General features: G+C 62.7%; 18 protein-coding genes. 16 read left to right on the top strand and 2 right to left on the bottom strand.

The features are described from left to right. Positions 1–69: 69 nt before the first annotated feature. Genes BG60_RS07260 through BG60_RS07235 form a run of 6 tightly spaced genes read left to right on the top strand, consistent with a single transcriptional unit; the run spans position 70 to position 6,185 of the window. Positions 70–930 (top strand): branched-chain amino acid ABC transporter permease, encoded by an 861-nt coding sequence (locus BG60_RS07260; protein ID WP_034470975.1) that lies wholly within the window; start codon positions 70–72, stop codon positions 928–930. A 29-nt stretch (positions 931–959) separates the two neighbouring features. Beyond that, positions 960–1,949 (top strand): branched-chain amino acid ABC transporter permease, encoded by a 990-nt coding sequence (locus BG60_RS07255; RefSeq protein ID WP_235366230.1) that lies wholly within the window; start codon positions 960–962, stop codon positions 1,947–1,949. Continuing rightward, entirely contained in the window at positions 1,946–2,713 is a 768-nt protein-coding gene (locus tag BG60_RS07250) for an ABC transporter ATP-binding protein (RefSeq protein ID WP_008347861.1), read from the top strand. The genes BG60_RS07255 and BG60_RS07250 overlap by 4 nt, the downstream gene beginning before the upstream one ends. Then, positions 2,710–3,411, top strand: a complete 702-nt coding sequence (locus BG60_RS07245) for an ABC transporter ATP-binding protein (RefSeq protein ID WP_008347862.1) — start codon at positions 2,710–2,712, stop codon at positions 3,409–3,411. Before BG60_RS07250 ends, BG60_RS07245 begins: the two co-directional genes overlap by 4 nt. 36 nt (positions 3,412–3,447) lie before the next feature. Beyond that, on the top strand, positions 3,448–4,707 hold the full coding sequence (locus BG60_RS07240; RefSeq protein WP_008347863.1) for a Zn-dependent hydrolase: 1,260 nt from the start codon (positions 3,448–3,450) through the stop codon (positions 4,705–4,707). Next, positions 4,704–6,185 carry a M81 family metallopeptidase gene (locus BG60_RS07235; protein WP_008347864.1) on the top strand — a complete coding sequence of 494 codons (1,482 nt, stop codon included), beginning with the start codon at positions 4,704–4,706 and terminating at the stop codon, positions 6,183–6,185. Before BG60_RS07240 ends, BG60_RS07235 begins: the two co-directional genes overlap by 4 nt. Before the next feature lie 24 nt (positions 6,186–6,209). On the opposite strand, the gene BG60_RS07230 is transcribed toward BG60_RS07235, so the two are convergent. Both BG60_RS07230 and BG60_RS07225 read right to left on the bottom strand, forming a co-directional pair. After that, the gene (locus tag BG60_RS07230) at positions 6,210–6,881 is read right to left on the bottom strand and encodes a hypothetical protein (RefSeq protein WP_241484851.1); all 672 of its coding nucleotides are present in this window, start codon (positions 6,879–6,881) and stop codon (positions 6,210–6,212) included. A 244-nt stretch (positions 6,882–7,125) separates the two neighbouring features. Continuing rightward, the gene (locus BG60_RS07225) at positions 7,126–8,592 is read right to left on the bottom strand and encodes a mannitol dehydrogenase family protein (RefSeq protein ID WP_008347869.1); all 1,467 of its coding nucleotides are present in this window, start codon (positions 8,590–8,592) and stop codon (positions 7,126–7,128) included. 121 nt (positions 8,593–8,713) lie between these two features. Here BG60_RS07225 and manD point away from each other — a divergent pair, with 121 nt between their 5' ends. The 10 genes from manD (at position 8,714) to BG60_RS07175 (ending at position 19,509) form a co-directional block, all read left to right on the top strand. After that, complete coding sequence (gene manD, locus BG60_RS07220) at positions 8,714–9,922, top strand: D-mannonate dehydratase ManD (protein WP_008347871.1); 1,209 nt, start codon at positions 8,714–8,716, stop codon at positions 9,920–9,922. 47 nt (positions 9,923–9,969) lie between these two features. Beyond that, positions 9,970–11,340, top strand: a complete 1,371-nt coding sequence (locus BG60_RS07215) for an MFS transporter (RefSeq protein WP_033536187.1) — start codon at positions 9,970–9,972, stop codon at positions 11,338–11,340. Positions 11,341–11,395: 55 nt separating this feature from the next. Further along, complete coding sequence (locus tag BG60_RS07210; protein ID WP_008347875.1) at positions 11,396–12,433, top strand: L-idonate 5-dehydrogenase; 1,038 nt, start codon at positions 11,396–11,398, stop codon at positions 12,431–12,433. Between the two features lie 91 nt (positions 12,434–12,524). Beyond that, the gene (locus BG60_RS07205) at positions 12,525–13,823 is read left to right on the top strand and encodes an MFS transporter (protein ID WP_008347877.1); all 1,299 of its coding nucleotides are present in this window, start codon (positions 12,525–12,527) and stop codon (positions 13,821–13,823) included. Positions 13,824–13,888: 65 nt separating this feature from the next. Next, positions 13,889–14,695 carry a GntR family transcriptional regulator gene (locus tag BG60_RS07200; RefSeq protein WP_008347879.1) on the top strand — a complete coding sequence of 269 codons (807 nt, stop codon included), beginning with the start codon at positions 13,889–13,891 and terminating at the stop codon, positions 14,693–14,695. A gap of 132 nt (positions 14,696–14,827) precedes the next feature. Next, positions 14,828–15,982 (top strand): efflux RND transporter periplasmic adaptor subunit, encoded by a 1,155-nt coding sequence (locus tag BG60_RS07195; protein WP_008347880.1) that lies wholly within the window; start codon positions 14,828–14,830, stop codon positions 15,980–15,982. A gap of 1 nt (position 15,983) precedes the next feature. Continuing rightward, positions 15,984–16,676, top strand: coding sequence for an ABC transporter ATP-binding protein (locus BG60_RS07190; RefSeq protein ID WP_008347883.1), 693 nt, complete (start codon positions 15,984–15,986; stop codon positions 16,674–16,676). Positions 16,677–16,682: 6 nt separating this feature from the next. Then, positions 16,683–17,837, top strand: a complete 1,155-nt coding sequence (locus BG60_RS07185) for an ABC transporter permease (protein ID WP_008347884.1) — start codon at positions 16,683–16,685, stop codon at positions 17,835–17,837. A 9-nt stretch (positions 17,838–17,846) separates the two neighbouring features. After that, entirely contained in the window at positions 17,847–19,013 is a 1,167-nt protein-coding gene (locus BG60_RS07180; protein ID WP_008347886.1) for an ABC transporter permease, read from the top strand. Between the two features lie 103 nt (positions 19,014–19,116). Continuing rightward, positions 19,117–19,509: a tautomerase family protein gene (locus tag BG60_RS07175; protein WP_008347888.1), complete on the top strand. Its 393-nt coding sequence runs from the start codon at positions 19,117–19,119 to the stop codon at positions 19,507–19,509. Positions 19,510–19,514 lie beyond the last annotated feature (5 nt).

Genomic DNA, 19,514 nt, shown 5'->3' with positions numbered 1-19,514 from the left:
ACGCGCGTTGTTTTCATGCGAATGCGGGCGAGTTCTGCATTCGCGTTGCCACTCTTCTGATGCAAGGCCATGAACGTTTATCTGTTGCAGGTCGTGAACGGCATCGGCGTGGGCATGCTGTATTTTCTGCTCGCGGTCGGGTTGTCGATCGTGTTCGGGTTGCTGCGCTTCGTGAACTTCGCGCACGGCGCTTTCTATCTGCTGGGCGCGTACTTCTGTTATCAGGCGATGCAGTGGTCGATGAACTTCTGGAGTGCGCTCGTCGTCGTGCCCATCGTCGTCGCCGTGATCGCATGGATCGTCGAGAAAGTCGTGCTGCGCCACGTCTATGCACAGCAACACGAGTTCCATATTCTCGCGACAGTCGGCCTTGCGCTCGTGATTCAGGAGTGCGCGATCATCGCGTGGGGACCGCTCGGCGATAACGTCCCGGTGCCGGACGTTCTCAACGGCGTTGTGATGTGGGGCAGCTTCATCTACCCGAAGTATCGCCTCTTCGTCATCGCGTTCACGGCGGTGCTGGCGGGCATTCTATGGTGGGTGCTCGAAGGCACGCGGCTGGGCAGCGCTGTGCGAGCGGGCAGCGAATCGAGCGAGATGGTATCGCTGCTCGGCATCAACGTGACGCGCATCTTCAGTCTTGTATTCGCGCTCGGTGCGGGAACAGCGGCACTCGCGGGCGTGCTTGCCGCGCCGATACGCGGCGTCGATCCGTTCATGGGGATCGAAGCACTCGGCGTCGCATTCGTCGTCGTGGTCGTGGGCGGCATGGGCAATTTTCTGGGTGCGCTCGTCGGCGGACTGCTCGTCGGCATCGTGCAGAGCGTGATGAGTACGCTGTGGCCGGAAGGCGCGCGCCTCATGATCTATGTGGCGATGGCCGCGGTGCTGCTGCTGCGTCCGAACGGATTACTCGGGAGGACCGCGTGAATTCCAAACTGGATTCGAAGACACTGGACATGAGCGCGCCACCGCGATCCCTCAGGCAGTCGCTTCATCGCTATCGCTTTCTGTTGCTCGCGGCCATCGTCGTCTGCGTTCTTCCGCTGACGATCCGCTCCGGATCGCTCGCAACCGAAGTGCTCGTCTATGCGCTCGCCGCGCTCGGCTGTAATCTGCTGCTCGGGCATACGGGCCTGCTGTCGTTCGGACAAGGCATATTCTTCGGTCTAGGAAGCTATGCCGCGGGTCTGATCCTCACGAAGTCGGGGCTGCAGATTCCTGCGGCATTGCTCGGCGCCATCATCGCGGGTGCGCTCGCCGCGGCTCTCGTCGGATGGTTCTCCATTCGTCAGCGCGGCGCGTACTTCGTGATGCTCACGCTCGCATTCGGGCAGATGTTCTACTTCCTTGCCTATACGACACCCGATCTCACCGGCGGCGACAACGGCTTGCTCGATATTCCGCGGCCCGCGTTGTCATTCTTCGGGCAGCCACTCGTTTCGCTCGTGTCGCCGTGGCAGTACTACGCGTTCGTCGCCGTATTGTTCTTGATCGCATTCTGGTTCATGTTGCGCGTGTCGCATTCGGTCTTCGGCCGCACGCTGCTCGCAATCCGGGATAACGAGGCGCGCGCCGCTGCCGTAGGTTATGACGTAAAGCGTTTCAAGCTGGCCGCGTTCGTCGTATCGGGTGCGGTCACTGGCCTGGCCGGGGCATTGCACGCGATGATGACGGGCATCGCGCCGTTATCGAACATCGACTACCACACGAGCGAGATGATTCTCGTGATGACCGTTATCGGCGGTACGGGCAATCTCTTTTCTTCCGTACTGGGCGCAGCGTTCTATGTGCTATTCGCCGACTGGCTTTCAACGCTATGGCCGCGCTGGCTGCTGTTGCTCGGGCTCGTGCTGATCGCGGTAAGTCTCTTCATGCAGCGCGGTTTGTGGGGTCTGGGTGAACGCATCTGGCGCGCGATGAAGCGCGATCGAGGAGAGCCGGCATGAGCGCGTCGATACTGGAAGCAAAGGGCGTCGTGAAGCGCTATGGCAAGTTCGCCGCGCTAACCGATGTCAATCTGCGCATCGCAAGGAACACGGTGCATTCCGTGATCGGACCGAACGGTGCGGGCAAGACCACACTGTTTCATGTGTTGACCGGGACCGTGCCGATCACCGCGGGCAATATCGTGTTCGATGGTCACGACGTGACACAGGAACCCGATCATCGTCGCGTGAAGCGTGGCATCGCACGATCGTTTCAGGTGACGAGCCTCTTCACGAATCTGTCGGTGCGTGAGAATCTGCGGCTCGCCGCGCAGGGCGTGGACTCGAAGCGCGCACTCAACGCATGGACGCCGCCGCGCGGCGCGCTGGAACATCGCGATACGGTCGATGGCATTCTCGAACGTCTCGCGCTGCAACGCCTGGCGTCGACGCAGGCGAGCGCGTTATCGCATGGCCAGCAGCGGCGTCTCGAAGTGGGCATGGCGCTCGCCGCCCGGCCCAAGGCGATCTTTCTCGACGAGCCGACCTCGGGTATGGGCATCGACGATCTCGACGACATGAAGCATCTGATCCGCAGTCTGCGCGATGACTACACGGTCGTGCTGATCGAGCACAACATGGATATCGTGATGGACATCTCCGACATCATCACGGTGATGCAGCAAGGCCGCGTGCTTGTCGAAGGCAAGCCCGCCGATATCCGCGGGGACGAACGTGTGCGCAGCGCCTATCTCGGCAACATGATCACCGGAGGACGCGCATGATGCTCGATGTCGATAACATTCACGGCTATTACGGCAAGAGCCATATTCTTCAAGGCGTCTCGCTCACGATGGGCGAAGGCGAAACCGTCACGCTGCTCGGCCGTAACGGCGCGGGAAAATCGACCACGCTGAAAAGCATCGCCGGCGTCGTGGCGCCGCAGCGCGGCAGCGTGAAGTTCAAGGGCGTCGAGCTCGCGAAGATGCCGCCGCACAAGATCGCTGCGCGCGGCGTGTGCTTCGTGCCGGAACATCGCGGTATCTTCAAGCTCTTGTCCGTCGAAGAGAATCTGCGGCTCGGCGCGCGCAAAGATTCTCCATGGCAACTCGCGGATATCTATCGCATCTTTCCGCGTCTCAAGGAGCGCCGGACGAACGGCGGTGGCCAACTCTCGGGCGGCGAGCAGCAGATGCTCGCGATCGGCCGCGCATTGATGAATCATCCGCGCTTGCTGATGCTCGATGAACCGGTGGAAGGACTCGCGCCTGTGATCGTCGAGGAAATCGTCGCGCAACTGAAGCTGATTCGCCAAGCGGGCGTGACGATCCTGCTCGTCGAACAGAATCTGGAAGTCTGCACGCAACTCGCCGACCGCCATTACATCATTGAGCAAGGGCGCATCGTGTACGAAGGAACGAACGATGCGTTCATCGCCGATGATTCGATCAAGGATCGCTATCTCGGCGTGGGCGTCGTCTGAACCTCATATCTGCATCACTCAGCTCAGGAACCTCGAATGCAAGCTCATGATATGCCGGCGCAGGCCGCTCTGCGCATCGACGGTGCGCGTCTCTGGAATAGTCTGATGGAACTCGCGCGCATCGGCGCGACGGAGAAGGGCGGCGTGTGCCGTCTCGCATTGACGCAACTCGACAAGCAAGGCCGCGATCTTTTTATCGCGTGGGCAAAGGAAATCGGCTGCACCGTGCGCGTGGATGCGATCGGCAACATCTTCGCGCGCCGTGCGGGCACGCGTGACGATCTTCCGCCTGTGATGACGGGCAGCCATATCGATACGCAACCGACGGGCGGCAAGTTCGATGGCAACTATGGCGTGCTGGCGGGCCTCGAAGTGTTGCGCACGCTGAATGACAATAACGTGCGTACGGTTGCGCCGCTCGAAGTTGCCGTCTGGACTAACGAGGAAGGCTCGCGCTTCGTGCCGGTGATGATGGGTTCCGGTGTATTCGCGGGCGCGTTCACGCTGGATCATGCACTCGCGCAGAAGGATCGCGACGGCGTGTCCGTGCGGGACGCGCTGGCATCGATAGGTTATGCGGGAGATCGCGTCGAGGCGCATGACGTGGGTGCGTATTTCGAAGCGCACATCGAGCAGGGTCCGGTGCTGGAGGCGAAGGACAAGGTGATCGGCGTCGTGCAAGGCGCGCTCGGTCAACGCTGGTACGACGTGACGATCGAAGGCATGGAAGCGCACGCGGGTCCGACGCCGATGGAACTGCGCCGCGACGCCTTGCTCGTCGCGGCAGATCTCATTCGCGCCGTCAATCGCATCGCAATCGATCATGCGCCGCATGGACGCGGAACGGTCGGCTGGGTCGACGTGCATCCGAACTCGCGCAATGTCATTCCGGGGCGCGTCAAGCTGACCGTTGATCTGCGCGCGCCAGACGACGCGACGCTTCTCGCAATGGACCGTGCAATGCGCGACGCATGCGAGCAAGCGGATCTGCCGGTCAAGGTAGACGAAGTTGTCTACTTCGCGCCGCAACCGTTCGACGCATCGCTGGTTGCGTCGGTGCGCGAGAGCGCCGATGCGCTCGGCTTCACGTCGATGGATGTCGTGAGCGGCGCGGGTCATGACGCCGTCTATCTCGCACGCGTGGCGCCGGCAGCGATGATCTTCGTGCCGTGCAAGGACGGCATCAGCCACAACGAGATCGAGGATGCGCGCGCCGATCATCTCGAAGCAGGCTGCAATGTGCTTCTGCAAGCGATGCTGCGCGCAGCCAACGCGTCCGAAGGAGACGCAGCATGAAGATACTCATCGCCCGCATGAACCACGAGACCAACACGTTCTCGCCCGTTGCGACGCCGCTCGAAGCATTCGGGCGCGACGGTCCGTGTCATGGCGCCGAAGCGTATAACGAGAATGCCGGCATGCGTACGGCGATGTCCGCATTCATCGATGCTGCGAAGCGCGAACATGCGGACATCGTGACGCCGATATCCGCTTCGGCAAATCCGAGCGGTCGCGTCGCCGCCGCCGCTTATGACGCGATCTGCCAGTCGATCGTCGATGCAACAGAAGGCTGCGATGCCGTGATGCTCGACCTCCACGGCGCGATGGTCGCGGAGAATTCGCCCGATGGCGAAGGCGATTTGCTGGAACGCGTGCGACGCGCGCTGCCACATGCGCCTATTGCCGTATCCCTCGATCTGCATGCGAACGTCACGCAGAAGATGATCGACAACGCGGACGTGATCACGAGCTTCAAGACCTATCCTCACGTCGATATGTACGAGAGCGGTGAGCATGCGGCGCGACTGCTGCTCGATCTGATTCATGACAAGGCGAAGCCCGTGATCGCTTGGGCGCAGCCGCCGCTGCTAACGCATACGCTGAGGAGTTCGACAGCGGACGGTGCAATGAAACGTGCAGTCGATGCCGCGCGCGCAGCCGAAGCTGAAGATGGCGTGCTGGCCGTGTCGGTGCTATCCGGTTTCTCGCTGGCGGATATCGCCGCCCCTTGCATCAGCGTGGTCGTGGTGGCGGATGGCGAGCGCGCGAAGGCGCAGAGCGTGGCGGACCGCATCGCGCGGCAAATCTGGAACGAGCGTGACGCGTTCGTTTATCGCAGCGTGCCGCTCACGCAATCGATCAGCGAGGGCGCTGCGCTCGCACGCGAAACGGACAAGCCCGTGCTGCTGCTCGACCACGGCGACAACTGCATGTCGGGCGGAACGTGCGACACGACCGACGCATTCGAAGAAGCGTTGAAGCAAGGACTCGATGGCATCGTCGTCGGACCTTTATGCGATCCCGAAGCTGTCGCGCAACTCTTCGCAGCCGGCGAGGGCGCAACGGTCACGATCGGCGTCGGCAACAAGCTAGCGAGCGTGGCGTCGCGAGCAAAGCCGCCGCTCGAGGTTACCGGCATAGTGCGGGCGTTGACCGATGGCGAATACATCATCAGCGGACCGACGTATACGGGACAGCGTGCGTTCATGGGCCGCGCGGCCGTGATCGAGACCGCCGCGGCGCGCATCCTTGTAACGGAACGCACGCACGAGCCGTGGGACCTGGGCGTGTTCGAGAGTGTCGGCATCGATCCACGCGGCGCGCGCTTTCTGATTCTCAAGTCGCGCATGTATTGCCGCCCCGTCTTCGTGCCGATATCGGGTGGCCTCGTCGAATGCGATAGCCGCGGTGTCACGAGTTCGGACTATGGACTCTTCGCATTCGAGAACCTGAAGCGGCCCGTCTATCCGCTGGATTCGAACGTCGAATATTGATCGAACAGAAGAGCGGCGCGCCTTTCACTTCACGAGGCGCAGCCGCTTCGTAATGATCGTGCCTTCCTTGCGATCGATGAGCCACGCTGCATCGACATGGCCCATCAATATCGATGTTCTGCGCGTGATATCCGTGGGTTCTTCATCGGTGGGCGCGTTATGCTCGATGTCGTCCGTCAAGTAGGGTGGCGCGAGCGTGCAGATGAGCACGATCGCGAAGTCATCGCTGCCATGCGCGCGGTCGAAGTTCGGAAGCACGATGCTGCCTCTGACCGTGGTTCTCGCGCTGCCTTCCTGCTTCAGTTCAATGCTGTCGAAGGTCTGAACGAAACCCTTTTCCTTGGCTTCAGGCGCAACAACGAGCTTGCGGCCGCTTTGCCCCTTTACCGTTTCCTTCAGCAGGATGGCATCCGGATCGTGAGACGCCGCCAGGGAGACGTTCACCGTCAGCACCTTCTTCTTCGACAGATAGCGCACGCCGTATGAAACCGGAATGACGAACGTGAAGGTGCGATCTGTCTGCGCGCCGGGTTGGCTCGCGGCATGCTGCGCCTTGGTGAAAGGCCGCGAAAGAAACGCCCGTACGCGGCCGGTTATCGATGCAGGCTGTCCCGGTGCGGAATGACCTGCCAGCGCATCGCGGACGTGTTCCGGATCGTCGCCGGTAAAGTTCGGTGCAAGCGCGTCGGCCGACATGATGCCTCGCGCCTTGGCGCCGCTCGCGATGTCGGCAGCGCTCGCTGCACGGCCAGGCTGCGGCGCGGCCGCCAGAGCGGATACGGATACCCACGACAGCGCGCATGCGATGCACAGAGCAGAGCTACGTCCACGTTTCAATAAATACACCTGCCACTCCTGGCGCGTCAGGGCCGCTCATGATGGAAGTGGCTATCTTAAAACGAAGCGGACTGTTCGGCATTTTGCATGCGTGATAATGAATTCAATCCAACCGCACATATTCGTCGATCGCCGTGAGCGCGCCGTTCGCGAGCCTTGTCGCGGCGCGCAGAAGCGCTTCCCGGAGAACCGGATTGCGTGCCAGCGATGCGGGGAAAACATCGCTTGCGCCGACGAGCGCATCGACGAGGCCTGCCGGCGTGGTCGCATCCTCCGCCGCTTTCGTGAGACGTTCGGCCAGCGGATCGCTGATCGCGTAACGGGTGCCGTCGTCCGCTCGCCCGCGCAGAAACGTAAACCATGCCGCCACCGCAAGCGCGAGCCGTTCGAACGGCTGACCCGCGTCGAGCCTTACCTGAATGGTCGACAAAATTCGCGGCGGCATCTTCTGGCTACCGTCCATCGCAATCTGGCTGCAACGGTGTTTCAGCGCGGGATTCGCGTAGCGGTCGAGGAGCGCGTCGCGGTATGCGGCGAGATCGAACGATGCCGGTACCGCGAGCGTCGGCGCTATCTCGCGCGTCATCATCGCGTGGATCAGTGACTTCAGCGGCGGGTGGCCGACGGCGTCGCTGATCGTGTCGAAACCGGCGAGCATGGACAGATACGCGAGCGTCGAGTGTGTCGCGTTGAGCATGCGCAGTTTCGCGATCTCGAAGGGCGCGACGTCGTCGACAAGTTGCGCGCCTGCCGTTTCCCACGCAGGACGCCCGGCGGGGAAGCGATCTTCGATGACCCATTGCCTGAACGGCTCGCACGGCACGGGCACTTCATCGCCCACGCCCAGCGCCGCTTGGGCGGCTTCGCGATCCGCGTCGGTCGTGGCGGGGACGATGCGATCGACCATCGTCGACGGAAACGCGACGCGCGTCTCGATCCACGTCGCGAGCGCCGGGTCCAGCCTGCGTGCGAACGAACACACCGCCTGACGCAATGCATCGCCGTTGTGCGAGAGGTTGTCGCAGGAAAGCACGGTGAAGGGCGTGGCGTCCGCGTCGCGTCGCGCTCGCAACGCGGCGCAGAGTATGCCCGGCACGGTGGACGGCTCGTCCGGATGCGCGAGATCGTGCGCGACGCCCGCGTGCGCAAAGTCGGCATCGCCGGTTCGCGGATCGCGACAGTAGCCTTTTTCCGTAACCGTCAGCGAGACGATGCGGACCCGTTCGTCGGCGAAAAGCTCGACGAGACGTGCGCGATCGAAGGGCATCGCCAGCACTTCGCGCAATGCACGCACGACCGTCACGCGCACGCCGTCCGGCCCGCGTTCCACGACGCTGTAGAGGCCGTCCTGTGCCATCAACGCATCGCGCTTGGTGACGTCGCCCTGCAGCGTGACGCCGCAAATGCCCCAATCGCCCGGCTCGGCGAGCATCGCCTCTTCGGTATAGAGCGCTTCATGCGCGCGATGAAAGTTGCCGATGCCCAGATGCACGATGCCGATAGCTGGCTCGTGCCACTCGCGCGACAGGCAATGGCCTTCGAGTGCATTGAGCGATGTACGGGAGAGCATTGATCTCTCAGGCATTTTCGATGGCATTTTGAATTAGGAATGGGGAAAACCCGTTATTGACGTCGTAACATACTGGTATGGTAGTATCCGGCACATCGAATGCCCATTCAAGGAAATACCTATGAAGATCATCCGCGCCGACGTGATCGTGACTTGCCCCGGCCGCAACTTCGTCACGCTGAAGGTGGAAACGGACGAGGGCATCTACGGTATCGGCGATGCGACGCTCAATGGCCGCGAACTCGCTGTCGCGTCGTATCTGAAGGATCACGTATGTCCGCTGTTGATCGGGCGCGAAGCGGGCCGCATCGAAGACACCTGGCAGTTTCTCTACAAGGGCGCGTACTGGCGACGCGGCCCCGTCACGATGACCGCAATCGCCGCCGTCGACATGGCGCTCTGGGACATCCTCGGCAAGGCCGCGAACATGCCGCTCTACAAGCTGCTCGGCGGTGCGTCGCGCGACGGCGTGATGGTCTACGGACACGCAACCGGCCGCGACATCCCCGAAGCGCTCGACCGCTACGCGGAGCATATCGAAGAGGGCTACAGGGCGATTCGCATCCAGTGCGGCGTGCCGAACATGCGTTCGGTTTATGGCGTCGCGAAGGGCGACGGCATGTATGAGCCGGCGACGAAGGGTGCGGTCGAGGAGCAGAGCTGGTCCTCCGAAAAGTACCTGGATTTCGTGCCGAAACTCTTTGAAGCCGTGCGCGACAAGTTCGGTTTCGACACGCATCTGCTGCACGATGTGCATCACCGGCTTACGCCGATCGAAGCGGCGCGGTTCGGCAAATCGGTCGAGCCGTATCGCCTGTTCTGGATGGAGGATCCGACGCCCGCCGAGAATCAGGCCGGCTTCCGTCTGATCCGCGAGCACACCGTGACCCCGATTGCGGTGGGCGAGGTGTTCAACAGCATCTGGGACTGCAAGCAGCTGATCGAAGAGCAACTGATCGACTACATCCGCGCGACGCTCACGCATGCGGGCGGCATCACGCATCTGAAGCGCATCGCCGATTTCGCATCGCTGTATCAGGTCCGCACGGGCTGCCACGGTCCTTCGGATCTGTCGCCGGTCTGCATGGGCGCAGCGCTGCACTTCGACTTGTGGGTGCCCAACTTCGGCGTGCAGGAGTACATGGGCTTTCCGAAGGAAGCGCTCGATGTGTTCCCGCATGCATGGTCGTTCGATCGCGGGATGATGCACCCGGGCGAAGCGCCGGGGCACGGTGTAGACATCGACGAAAAGCTCGCCGCAAGGTATCCGTACGATCCGGCGTACTTGCCGGTGGCGCGCCTCGAAGACGGCACGCTCTGGAACTGGTAATCGCGTTTGGTTTAAGGCATTCAAAACACAAGATACCGGAGACAGACATGGCACACAGGGAAACCAGCGCGATGCTGCGCCGGGTGGCAGCGGCATCGACCATCGGCACGGCGGCGGAGTATTACGACTTCTTCGTGTACGGCACGGCAGCGGTGCTCGTGTTCGGCGCAAAATTCTTTCCGAGCCACGATCCGCTGATCGGCACGCTGGCCGCGTTCGCCACGTATGCGGTCGGGTTCGTCGCGCGGCCTGTGGGCGGTATCGTGTTCGGGCATTTCGGCGACAAGATCGGCCGCAAGAAAGCGCTGATTGTCACCATTCTGATCGTGGGTCTGGGCACGTTCGCCATCGGCTTGTTGCCGGATTACTCGCAGATCGGCATCTGGGCGCCGGCGGCGCTTGTGCTGATCCGCGTGCTGCAAGGCTTCGGCGTCGGCGGCGAGCAGGCCGGCGCGGTCTTGCTCACCGCCGAATATGCGCCGCCGCGCGAACGCGGCTTCTTCGCGAGCCTCGTCCAGCTCGGCGCGCCCGCGGGCTTTCTGATCCCATCGGGCATCTTCGCCGTTCTGACCGCGATGCTCACGCACGAACAACTGATGGACTGGGGCTGGCGTCTGCCATTTCTCGGCAGCATCGTGCTTGTCGTCGTCGGGCTTTATATTCGACTGCGCACCGAGGAATCGCCGGTGTTCGCGGCGATCCGCGAGACCAAGGCGGTCGAATCGCGGCCCGTCGTGGAAGTGGTGAAGCAGCACGGCGCGACGATCGTGAAGGGTGTCGGCGCGAAGCTGATCGAGGCTTGCACGTTCGCCATGTACACGATGATCGTGCTCGCCTACGGCCGCGCGCACGGCATCGCCGACTCGCTGCTTCTGCAGACGATCATCGTCGCGGTCGTGCTCGAACTGATTGCGATCCCGCTCGCGGGCGCACTGTCGGATCGCATCGGTCGGCGCGCGACATTCATCGCGGGCGCAGTGCTGCATGTGCTGCTCGTCATGCCGCTCTTTCACGCTATCGATAGCGGCAGCCGCCTCGCGATCCAGACCGTGATGATTCTCGCGATCACCGTCGGCCACAGCCTTTGTTATGCGCCGCAAGCATCGCTCTTTCCCGAGCTCTTTCCGGCACGCGTGCGATGCAGCGGCATTGCGCTCATCTGGCAGATCGGTTCGCTGATCGGCAGCGGCGCGCTAGGTCTCGTCGCGGTGAAGCTGATTCAGGCGACGGGCGGAAGCTCGATCGGTCTCATCGTGTACGTTGCCGCGCTCGGCATCGTCTCGACGATCTCGCTTCTGCTTCTGCCCGAGACCGCGCCGGCGCGCGTCGGCCGTGATCTGCACGACTGGGGCGCGCCGCAACACGATGCCGCGATCGCCGGATCGAACGCAGAACCGGCGCTCGCCGCCCGCCGTTGATTGCATGCGAAACGCTTTATACAAAGTGCAAACTGCAGATTCCAGGACATAGATCATGCTCGCAGCCGTTCTACACGAACCGAAGAAGCTCGTCATCGACGAGATCGACACGCCCGAACCAGAACCCGGACAGGTGCAGATTCGCGTGCGCGCGGGCGGCATCTGCGGGTCGGATCTTTCGTATTACTTCAAGGGCAAAAGCGGCGACTTCGCCGTGCGCGAGCCGTTCGTGCTCGGTCACGAAGTCGCGGGCGAGATTGCCGCGCTGGGCGAGGGCGTGACGGGCCTTGCAGTCGGCCAGCGGGTCGCGGTGAATCCGGGCCTGAATTGCGGAACGTGCCGCTTTTGCGTGAAAGGCATGCCGAACCATTGCCTGAAGATGCGCTTCATGGGCAGCGCGTCGACGTTCCCGCATATGCAGGGTATGTTCCGGCAATACATCACGGCAGCCGCGCGGCAATGCGTTCCGGTGCCGGATACACTCGATTTCGCGCAGGCGTCGATGGCCGAGCCGCTTGCTGTCGCGTTGCACGCGTTGAAGCTCGCCGGCCCGCTCGTCGGCGCGAAGATGCTGCTCGTGGGTTGCGGGCCGATCGGCTGCATCGTGCTGGCCGCCGCGCGGCGCGCGGGCGCGCATCGCATCGTCGCGCTCGATCTTGCTGACAAGGCGCTCGCGATGGCGGCGTCGCTCGGCGCCGACGAGACCGTGCTCGCGAACGATCAGGCGCGCATCGATGCCTGGTCGCGCGAACGCGGCACCTTCGACGTCGTGATCGAGGCATCGGGCAGCCCCGCCGGTCTCGACACCGCGTTGCGCTCGGTGCGTGCGGGCGGCACGGTGATCCAGCTCGGAAATCTGCCGGCCGGTCAGTCGCCGGTCGCGGCGAACCTCGTGATGGCGAAAGAGCTGCGTTATCAGGGCTCGTTCCGCTTCACCGATGAATACGCGATCGCCGCGGATGAAATCGCCTCGCAGCGCATCGACCTTCGTCTGCTGATGACGCACGCATTTCCGCTCGCCGAAGCGAATCGTGCATTCGAAGTCGCGCTGGATCGCTCTCAATCGATGAAGGTGCATCTCCAGTTCGACTGACGGGCGCTACTTGGCATCGGCATTCAAAATTCATCATTCATGAAGCCGCCGGACCGGAAGGCCACGAGAAGCGGTGCATCGGAGACTCGACATGATCAAAAGTCAGCGGTGGTTCGTCGTCGGCCTGCTGTTCCTCGCGGGCGTCGTCAACTATCTCGACCGCGCGGCGCTTTCCATCGCCGCTCCGCTCATCCAGAAAGACCTGCATTTCACGCATGCGCAGATGGGCATCGTGTTCAGCAGCTTTTTCATCGGGTATGCATTATTCAATTTTGTCGGCGGCGTGCTGTCGGACAGGATCGGCGCGAAGAAAGTCTTCGGCGGCGCAATGGGCATCTGGTCGCTGTTTTGCGGTGCGACTGCGCTGGCGAGCAGTCTCGTGTCGCTGATCGTGCTTCGCGTGCTCTTCGGCATGGGAGAGGGACCGTTCAGCTCGTCGAACAGCAAGATGGTGAACAACTGGTTTCCGCGTCGTGAAGTGGCGAGCGCGATCGGGGTCATCAGTTCGGGGACGCCGCTGGGCGGCGCGCTCGCCGGCCCGGTCGTCGGTTACATGGCGATCCAGTTCGGCTGGCGCTGGGCGTTCGTCATCATCATGATGATCGGCTTCGCGTGGCTCGTGCTTTGGGCGCTTTCGACGACCGAGCATCCGCAACAGAACAAGCGCGTCACGCAGGCCGAACTCGATCTTATCGTCGCGGGCCAGCAGGACGCCGCGTCGATGGAGCACGGCACGCACGGCAAGCAGGCGAACCTCGGCTTTTATCTGCGTCAGCCGATCATCCTCGCCACGGCATTCGCGTTTTTTGCATACAACTACGTGCTGTTCTTCTTTCTCTCGTGGTTCCCGACGTATCTGACCGAAGCGCATCACATGTCCCTGCGCGACATGAGCTTTGCGACGGTGATTCCGTGGCTGCTCGGCAGCATCGGGCTCGCGGCGGGCGGCTTCATCACCGATGCGATTTTGCGTATCACAGGCAAGCCGCTCATGTCGCGCCGCATCGTGCTGACCGTGTGCCTCGGCATGGCGGCGCTGTGCGTCGCGTTCGCGGGGCGCGTGGAGAGCACGCAGGGCGCGGTGGCGTTGATGTCCGTGACGATCTTCTTCCTCTATGTAACCGGGTCCGTGTACTGGGCCGTGATTCAGGACACGGTGCGGCGCGAAAACGTCGGCGGCGTGGGCGGTTTCGTGCATCTGCTCGCGAATCTCGCGGGCGTGATCGGACCGGCGGTGACGGGCTTCATCGTCGAGGCGACGCACGGCGCGTATGGCAGCGCCTTCGTTCTGGCCGGCGCGATCGCGGTGCTCGGCGCGCTGTGTTCGCTCGTATGGATTCGCGAGCCGAAAGCGCGCGCGAAGCGTGAAAGCGCGGCGAGTGCTGCGTGATAGTATCGGGAAGCGAGGCGCGCGAACGTGGCTCGCTTTCTCCTCATTAGCGTTCAGGTTCAATCATGCAAGACGGTATCGTGTCGAATGGCTCGGCTGCAGTGCGGCGTGCGCGCGTACGCAGGCCGCTCGCATCGCAGAAGTTCGAATTGCCCGATCTGACTTCGGCGATATCGCACGACTCGCATGAGCCCATCGGCAAGCAGATTTTTCGGGCGCTGCGTCAGGCGATCTTCGCGGGACAACTCGTGCCCGGCACGCCGCTTTCCGAAAAGGAAGTCGCGGAGATGTTCCAGGTTTCGCGGCAGCCGGTGCGCGAGACCTTCATCAAGCTCGTCGAGGCGGGCGTGCTGCAAGTGTTGCCTCAGCGCGGCACCTTCGTGAAAAAAATCTCGCCGCGTCAGGTGCGCGAAGGGCGTTTCATTCGCGAGGCGATCGAAACGGCGGTCGCGCGCAAGGCCGCGGTCGCCATCACCGATTCGCAACTCGACGATCTCGCCGCGAATCTTCGCGAGCAGAAGAGCGCATCGAAAGTGAACGACACCACTGCCTTTCTCGCACTCGATGAACAGTTCCACATGCAGATCGCGCAATCGATCGACTGCGTCGCTGCATGGGACACGATCCAGGACATCAAGGCGCAGATGGATCGCGTGCGTTATCTGAGCTTGCCGGATGTATCGCCGCTCGATCTGCTCATCAAGCAGCATGCGCGCATCGTGAGCGCGTTGAAGGCGCATGATCCCGATGGCGCCGAGGAAGCGATGCGCGCGCATCTGCGCGAGATTCTGGTGTCGTTGCATCCGATCGCGGAACGCAATCCCGATTGGTTCGAGCCCGACGAGCCGGAGCGGGTGGCCTTGGGAAGCTGATTGAAAGGACAGCGCTATACTGACCATCCTTTCACCGCATGCCGATCCGCGGGCCCATTCCGCGGCGCACGTCCAAAATTGGCTGAACACAACTTAGAAAAACTCAAGATCGACCGGGGTCCGTCTGCCGCGATGCCGCGGCGCCGGCGCAACTGGCTTCGTTACGCCATCATCGTTGCGATTCTGCTCGCGCTCATCGGCGTGGCGTTTCGTCTCACCGGCCCGCAGGCCGTCGAAACCGCCACGGTCACGTCGGTGTATCCGTCGCAGAGCTATACGCTTCTGAACGCCACGGGCTATGTCGTGCCGCAACGCAAGGCCGCAGTCGCATCGAAAGGACAAGGGCGCGTCGAATGGCTCGGCGTGCTCGAAGGCACGCCGGTGAAGGAAGGGCAGATCATCGCGCGGCTGGAGAGCAATGACGTGGCTGCGTCGCTCGCGCAGGCCCAGGCGCAGGTCAAGGTCGCGCGGGCGAATCTCGAGCTGCAGCGCGCCGAACTGAAGAACGCGGAAGTCGATCTCAAGCGCTACAAGATCCTCGCACCGCAAGGCGCGATTCCGGCGACACAGTACGATGCCGCGCTCGCCCGCTTCGACAAGGCCAAGGCGTCGATCAACAGCGACGAAGCCGCGATCGTCTCCGCGCAAGCCAACGCGCAGGCAGCGCAAGTAGCCGTCGATCAAACCGTGATTCGCGCGCCCTTCGACGGCGTCGTGATCGAGAAGCACGCGAATGTCGGCGACAACATCACGCCGTTCTCATCGGCGTCGGACAGCAAGGGCGCGGTTGTCACCATCGCTGACATGAAGACGCTCGAAGTCGAAGCCGATGTCGCCGAGTCGAACATCGCGCGCATCGCTGTCGATCAGCCGTGCGAGATTCAACTCGATGCGCTGCCCGACGCGCGCTTCGCGGGCCGCGTGTCGCGCATCGTGCCGACGGTCGATCGATCCAAAGCCACCGTGCTCGTGAAAGTGCGTTTCGTCGAACGCGATTCGCGCGTGCTGCCCGATATGTCCGCGAAAGTCGCGTTCCTGTCGAAGCCGGTGCCGCCCGAGGAGAAGAAGGCGGTTGTCGCCGTGCAGCCATCGGCGGTCGTCACGCGCGATGGCAGGAAAGTGGTCTACGTGGTCGATCACGACGCCGCGCGCGAAGTGCCGGTGACGACGGGCGAGCGCATCGGCGATCTGCTAGCTGTGCAGGGCGTGAAGCCCGGCGACGTGCTCGTGCTCGCGCCCGGCGACAAGATCAAGAACGGCGCCAAAGTCACGCTGGCGAAGAAATAACGTGAGCACGACGCCTCTCGTTCAGATCAGCCACGTCGCGAAGTCGTATCGGCGCGGTGTGCAGACCGTGCCGGTGCTCACCGACATCACGTTGTCCATCGCGGAAGGCAATTTCGTCGCGTTGATGGGGCCGTCGGGTTCGGGCAAGAGCACGCTGCTCAACCTGATCGCGGGCATCGACCGGCCCGATAGCGGCGAGTTGCTCGTCGGCGGACTCGATATCACGCGCCTGCCCGAAGCCGCGCTTGCCGACTGGCGCGCGGCGAACGTCGGCTTCATCTTCCAGTTCTATAACCTGATGCCGGTGCTGTCCGCGTTCGAGAACGTCGAGTTGCCGCTGATGCTCACGCGCCTCACGCGCCACGAGCGCAAGGAACGCGTCGCGATGGTGCTCGACATGGTCAACATGGCCGATCGCATGAGTCACTATCCGTCGGAGCTGTCGGGCGGGCAGCAGCAGCGCGTCGCGATCGCGCGTGCGCTGATCACGGACCCGAAGCTGATCGTCGCCGACGAACCGACCGGCGATCTCGACCGCAGCTCCGCCGCCGATGTCCTCGCGATGCTGCAACGTCTCAACGACAAGCTCGGCAAGACCATCATCATGGTGACGCATGACGCGCACGCGGCCGGCGCGGCGAAGGCGCTCGTGCATCTGGAGAAAGGCGAGCTGATCGATGGAACCGTGGGCTAAGCCATCATGTTCGTGTTCAAGCTGATCCTGCGCAACGCGATGCGGCACAAGCTGCGCACCACGCTGACGGTGCTCGGGCTGACCATCGCGGTGCTCGCATATGGTCTTTTGCATACCGTCGTCGATGCGTGGTATGCAGGCGCCGCGGCTGCATCGAACGCGCGGCTCGTCACGCGCAATGCAATCTCGCTCGTGTTTCCGTTGCCGCTCGCCTATGAGAACCGCATACGCGGCGTCGAGGGCGTGACGCTCGTTGCGCGCTCGAACTGGTTCGGCGGCGTGTATCGCGATCCGAAGAACTTCTTCGCGCAGTTCGCCGTGTCCGACAACTATCTCGATCTCTATCCCGAGTTCATCGTGCCCGAGCAGCAACGCGCCGATTATCGACGCGATCGCAAAGGCGCGCTCATCGGCCGGCAGCTCGCGGATCAATACGGCTTCAAGGTCGGCGACGTCATTCCGCTCAAGGGCACGATCTATCCGGGAACATGGGACTTCGTCGTGCGCGGCATCATGGAAGGGCGCGACGAATCGACCATTACGCGGCAACTGATTTTTCACTACGACTATCTGAACGAGACGATCCGCAAGACGACCAAGCGCAATGTCGATCAGGTCGGCGTGTACGTGGTCGGCATCAAGGATCCGGACGAAGCGGCTGTCGTGTCGCGCAAGATCGACAATGTCTTCAAGAACTCGCTCGCCGAAACGCTGACGGAAACGGAGCAGGCGTTTCAGCTCGGCTTCGTCGCAATGTCGAATCAGATCATCGCGGCGATACGCGTCGTGTCATATGTAGTGATCCTTATCATCATGGCGGTGATGGCGAACGCGATGGCAATGAGCGCGCGCGAGCGCATCACCGAATACGCGACATTGAAGGCGCTCGGCTTCGGCTCCGCATTTCTATCGGTGCTCGTGTTCGGCGAATCGATGGCAATCTGCGCGATCGGCGGTGGCATCGGCATCCTGGCGACGCCGCCGATGGCCGAAGTCTTCAAGCACGCCACAGGCGGCGTGTTCCCGGTCTTCATGGTGTCGCACGAGACGATGCTTCTGCAGGCGGCATGCGCGTTCGCCGTCGCGATGGCAGCGGCGATCGTGCCGGCGGTGCAGGCGAGCCGCGTGCGCATCGTCGAAGGCCTGCGGGCGATCGGCTGAGGACGCGCGATGGCCATTCCCGTTTCCTACGTCGCACGCAATCTCTGGGCGCGCCGTCTCACGACGATGCTGACGGCAGGCGGTCTCGCGCTCGTGGTGTTCGTGTTCGCGACCGTGCTGATGCTCGACGCGGGACTGAAGAAAACGCTCGTATCGACGGGCGAAGCGGACAACGTCGTCGTGATCCGAAAGGGCGCGGAGACGGAGATACAAAGCGCGATCGACCGCAATCAGGCGAACGTGATGGAGATGCATCCGTCGGTCGCGATGAACGGCGACGGCGAGCCGCTCGCATCGAAGGAAACCGTCGTGCTGATCTCGCTCACCAAGCTCGGCACCAACACGCCCGCCAACGTCGTGATTCGCGGCGTCTCGCCGATGGGCGTGCAATTGCGTCCGCAAGTGAAGCTCACGGCGGGGCGCATGTTCAGGCGCGGCTCGTCGGAGATCATCGTGGGCAGCAGCATCGCGAAGGGGTTCGGCGGCACGCGCATCGGCGACTCCCTGCGTTTCGCGCAGCGCGACTGGACCGTCGTCGGCCATTTCGATGCGGGCGGCAGCGGCTTCGATTCGGAAATATGGGGCGACGTCGATCAGTTGATGCAATCGTTCCGGCGCACGAGTTATTCGTCGATGGTCGTGCGGCTCGCCCGCAGCGATGCATTCGAGCGCTTTCGCGGCGATATCGACATGGACCCGCGCCTCGCCGACGAAGCGAAGCGCGAACAGGTGTTCTACGGCGATCAGTCGAAGGCGCTGTCGACGTTCATCAATATCCTCGGCTTCACGCTGTCGATCATCTTTTCGATCGCGGCGATGATCGGGGCGATGATCACGATGTACGCGTCGGTGGCCAATCGTGTCGCGGAGATCGGAACGTTGCGCGCGCTCGGCTTCAAGCGCTTCGACGTGCTCGGGGCGTTCCTGCTCGAAGCGTTGTTGCTCGGGCTGGTCGGCGGCGTGGCCGGACTTTCGTGCGCCGCGCTGATGCAATTCGCTTCGTTTTCCACGACCAATTTTCAGACCTTCGCGGACTTGTCGTTCCGCTTCATCCTGACGCCTTCGGTGATCGCAAAGACACTCGGGTTCTCGCTCGCGATGGGACTCGTCGGCGGATTCCTGCCGGCGATGCGGGCGTCGCGGATGAATATCGTGGACGCGCTGCGCGCGCGATGATCCCGTTTAGTCGAACGGTCGATCCAAAAGTATTCAATATTCATCATGCATTGTGCGGCGTAGAGTCGAGATCACCCGAACTCGATCTCGAAGGAGTTTCATCATGCCGCTCGTCAGAATATCGCTCATGAAAGGCAAGCCGCGCGAGCATATCCGCGCGATCTCGAACGGCGTGCACGAAGCGCTCGTCGAAGCGTTCAAGGTCCCCGCCGACGACCGCTTTCAATTGATCGACGAACACGAGCGCGACCACTTCATTTACGATCCCGGTTATCTCGGTGTCGAACGCAGCGACGACGTCGTGTTCATCCACATCACCGCGAGCGACTGGCGCGACACGGCGACGAAGAAAGCGTTCTACAAGACACTGGTGGCGAAGCTCGCGGCATCGCCCGGACTGCGGCCCGACGACGTGATGATCGCGCTCGCGCCGAATCGCCGCGAAGACTGGTCGTTCGGACGCGGACTCGCGCAGTACGTGGAGGACGCGGCCTGACCGAA

Origin of the sequence: Caballeronia zhejiangensis (assembly GCF_000698575.1) — a bacterium.
GTDB classification, from domain to species: domain Bacteria; phylum Pseudomonadota; class Gammaproteobacteria; order Burkholderiales; family Burkholderiaceae; genus Caballeronia; species Caballeronia zhejiangensis.
This window is presented reverse-complemented; position numbering and strand designations above follow the sequence as displayed.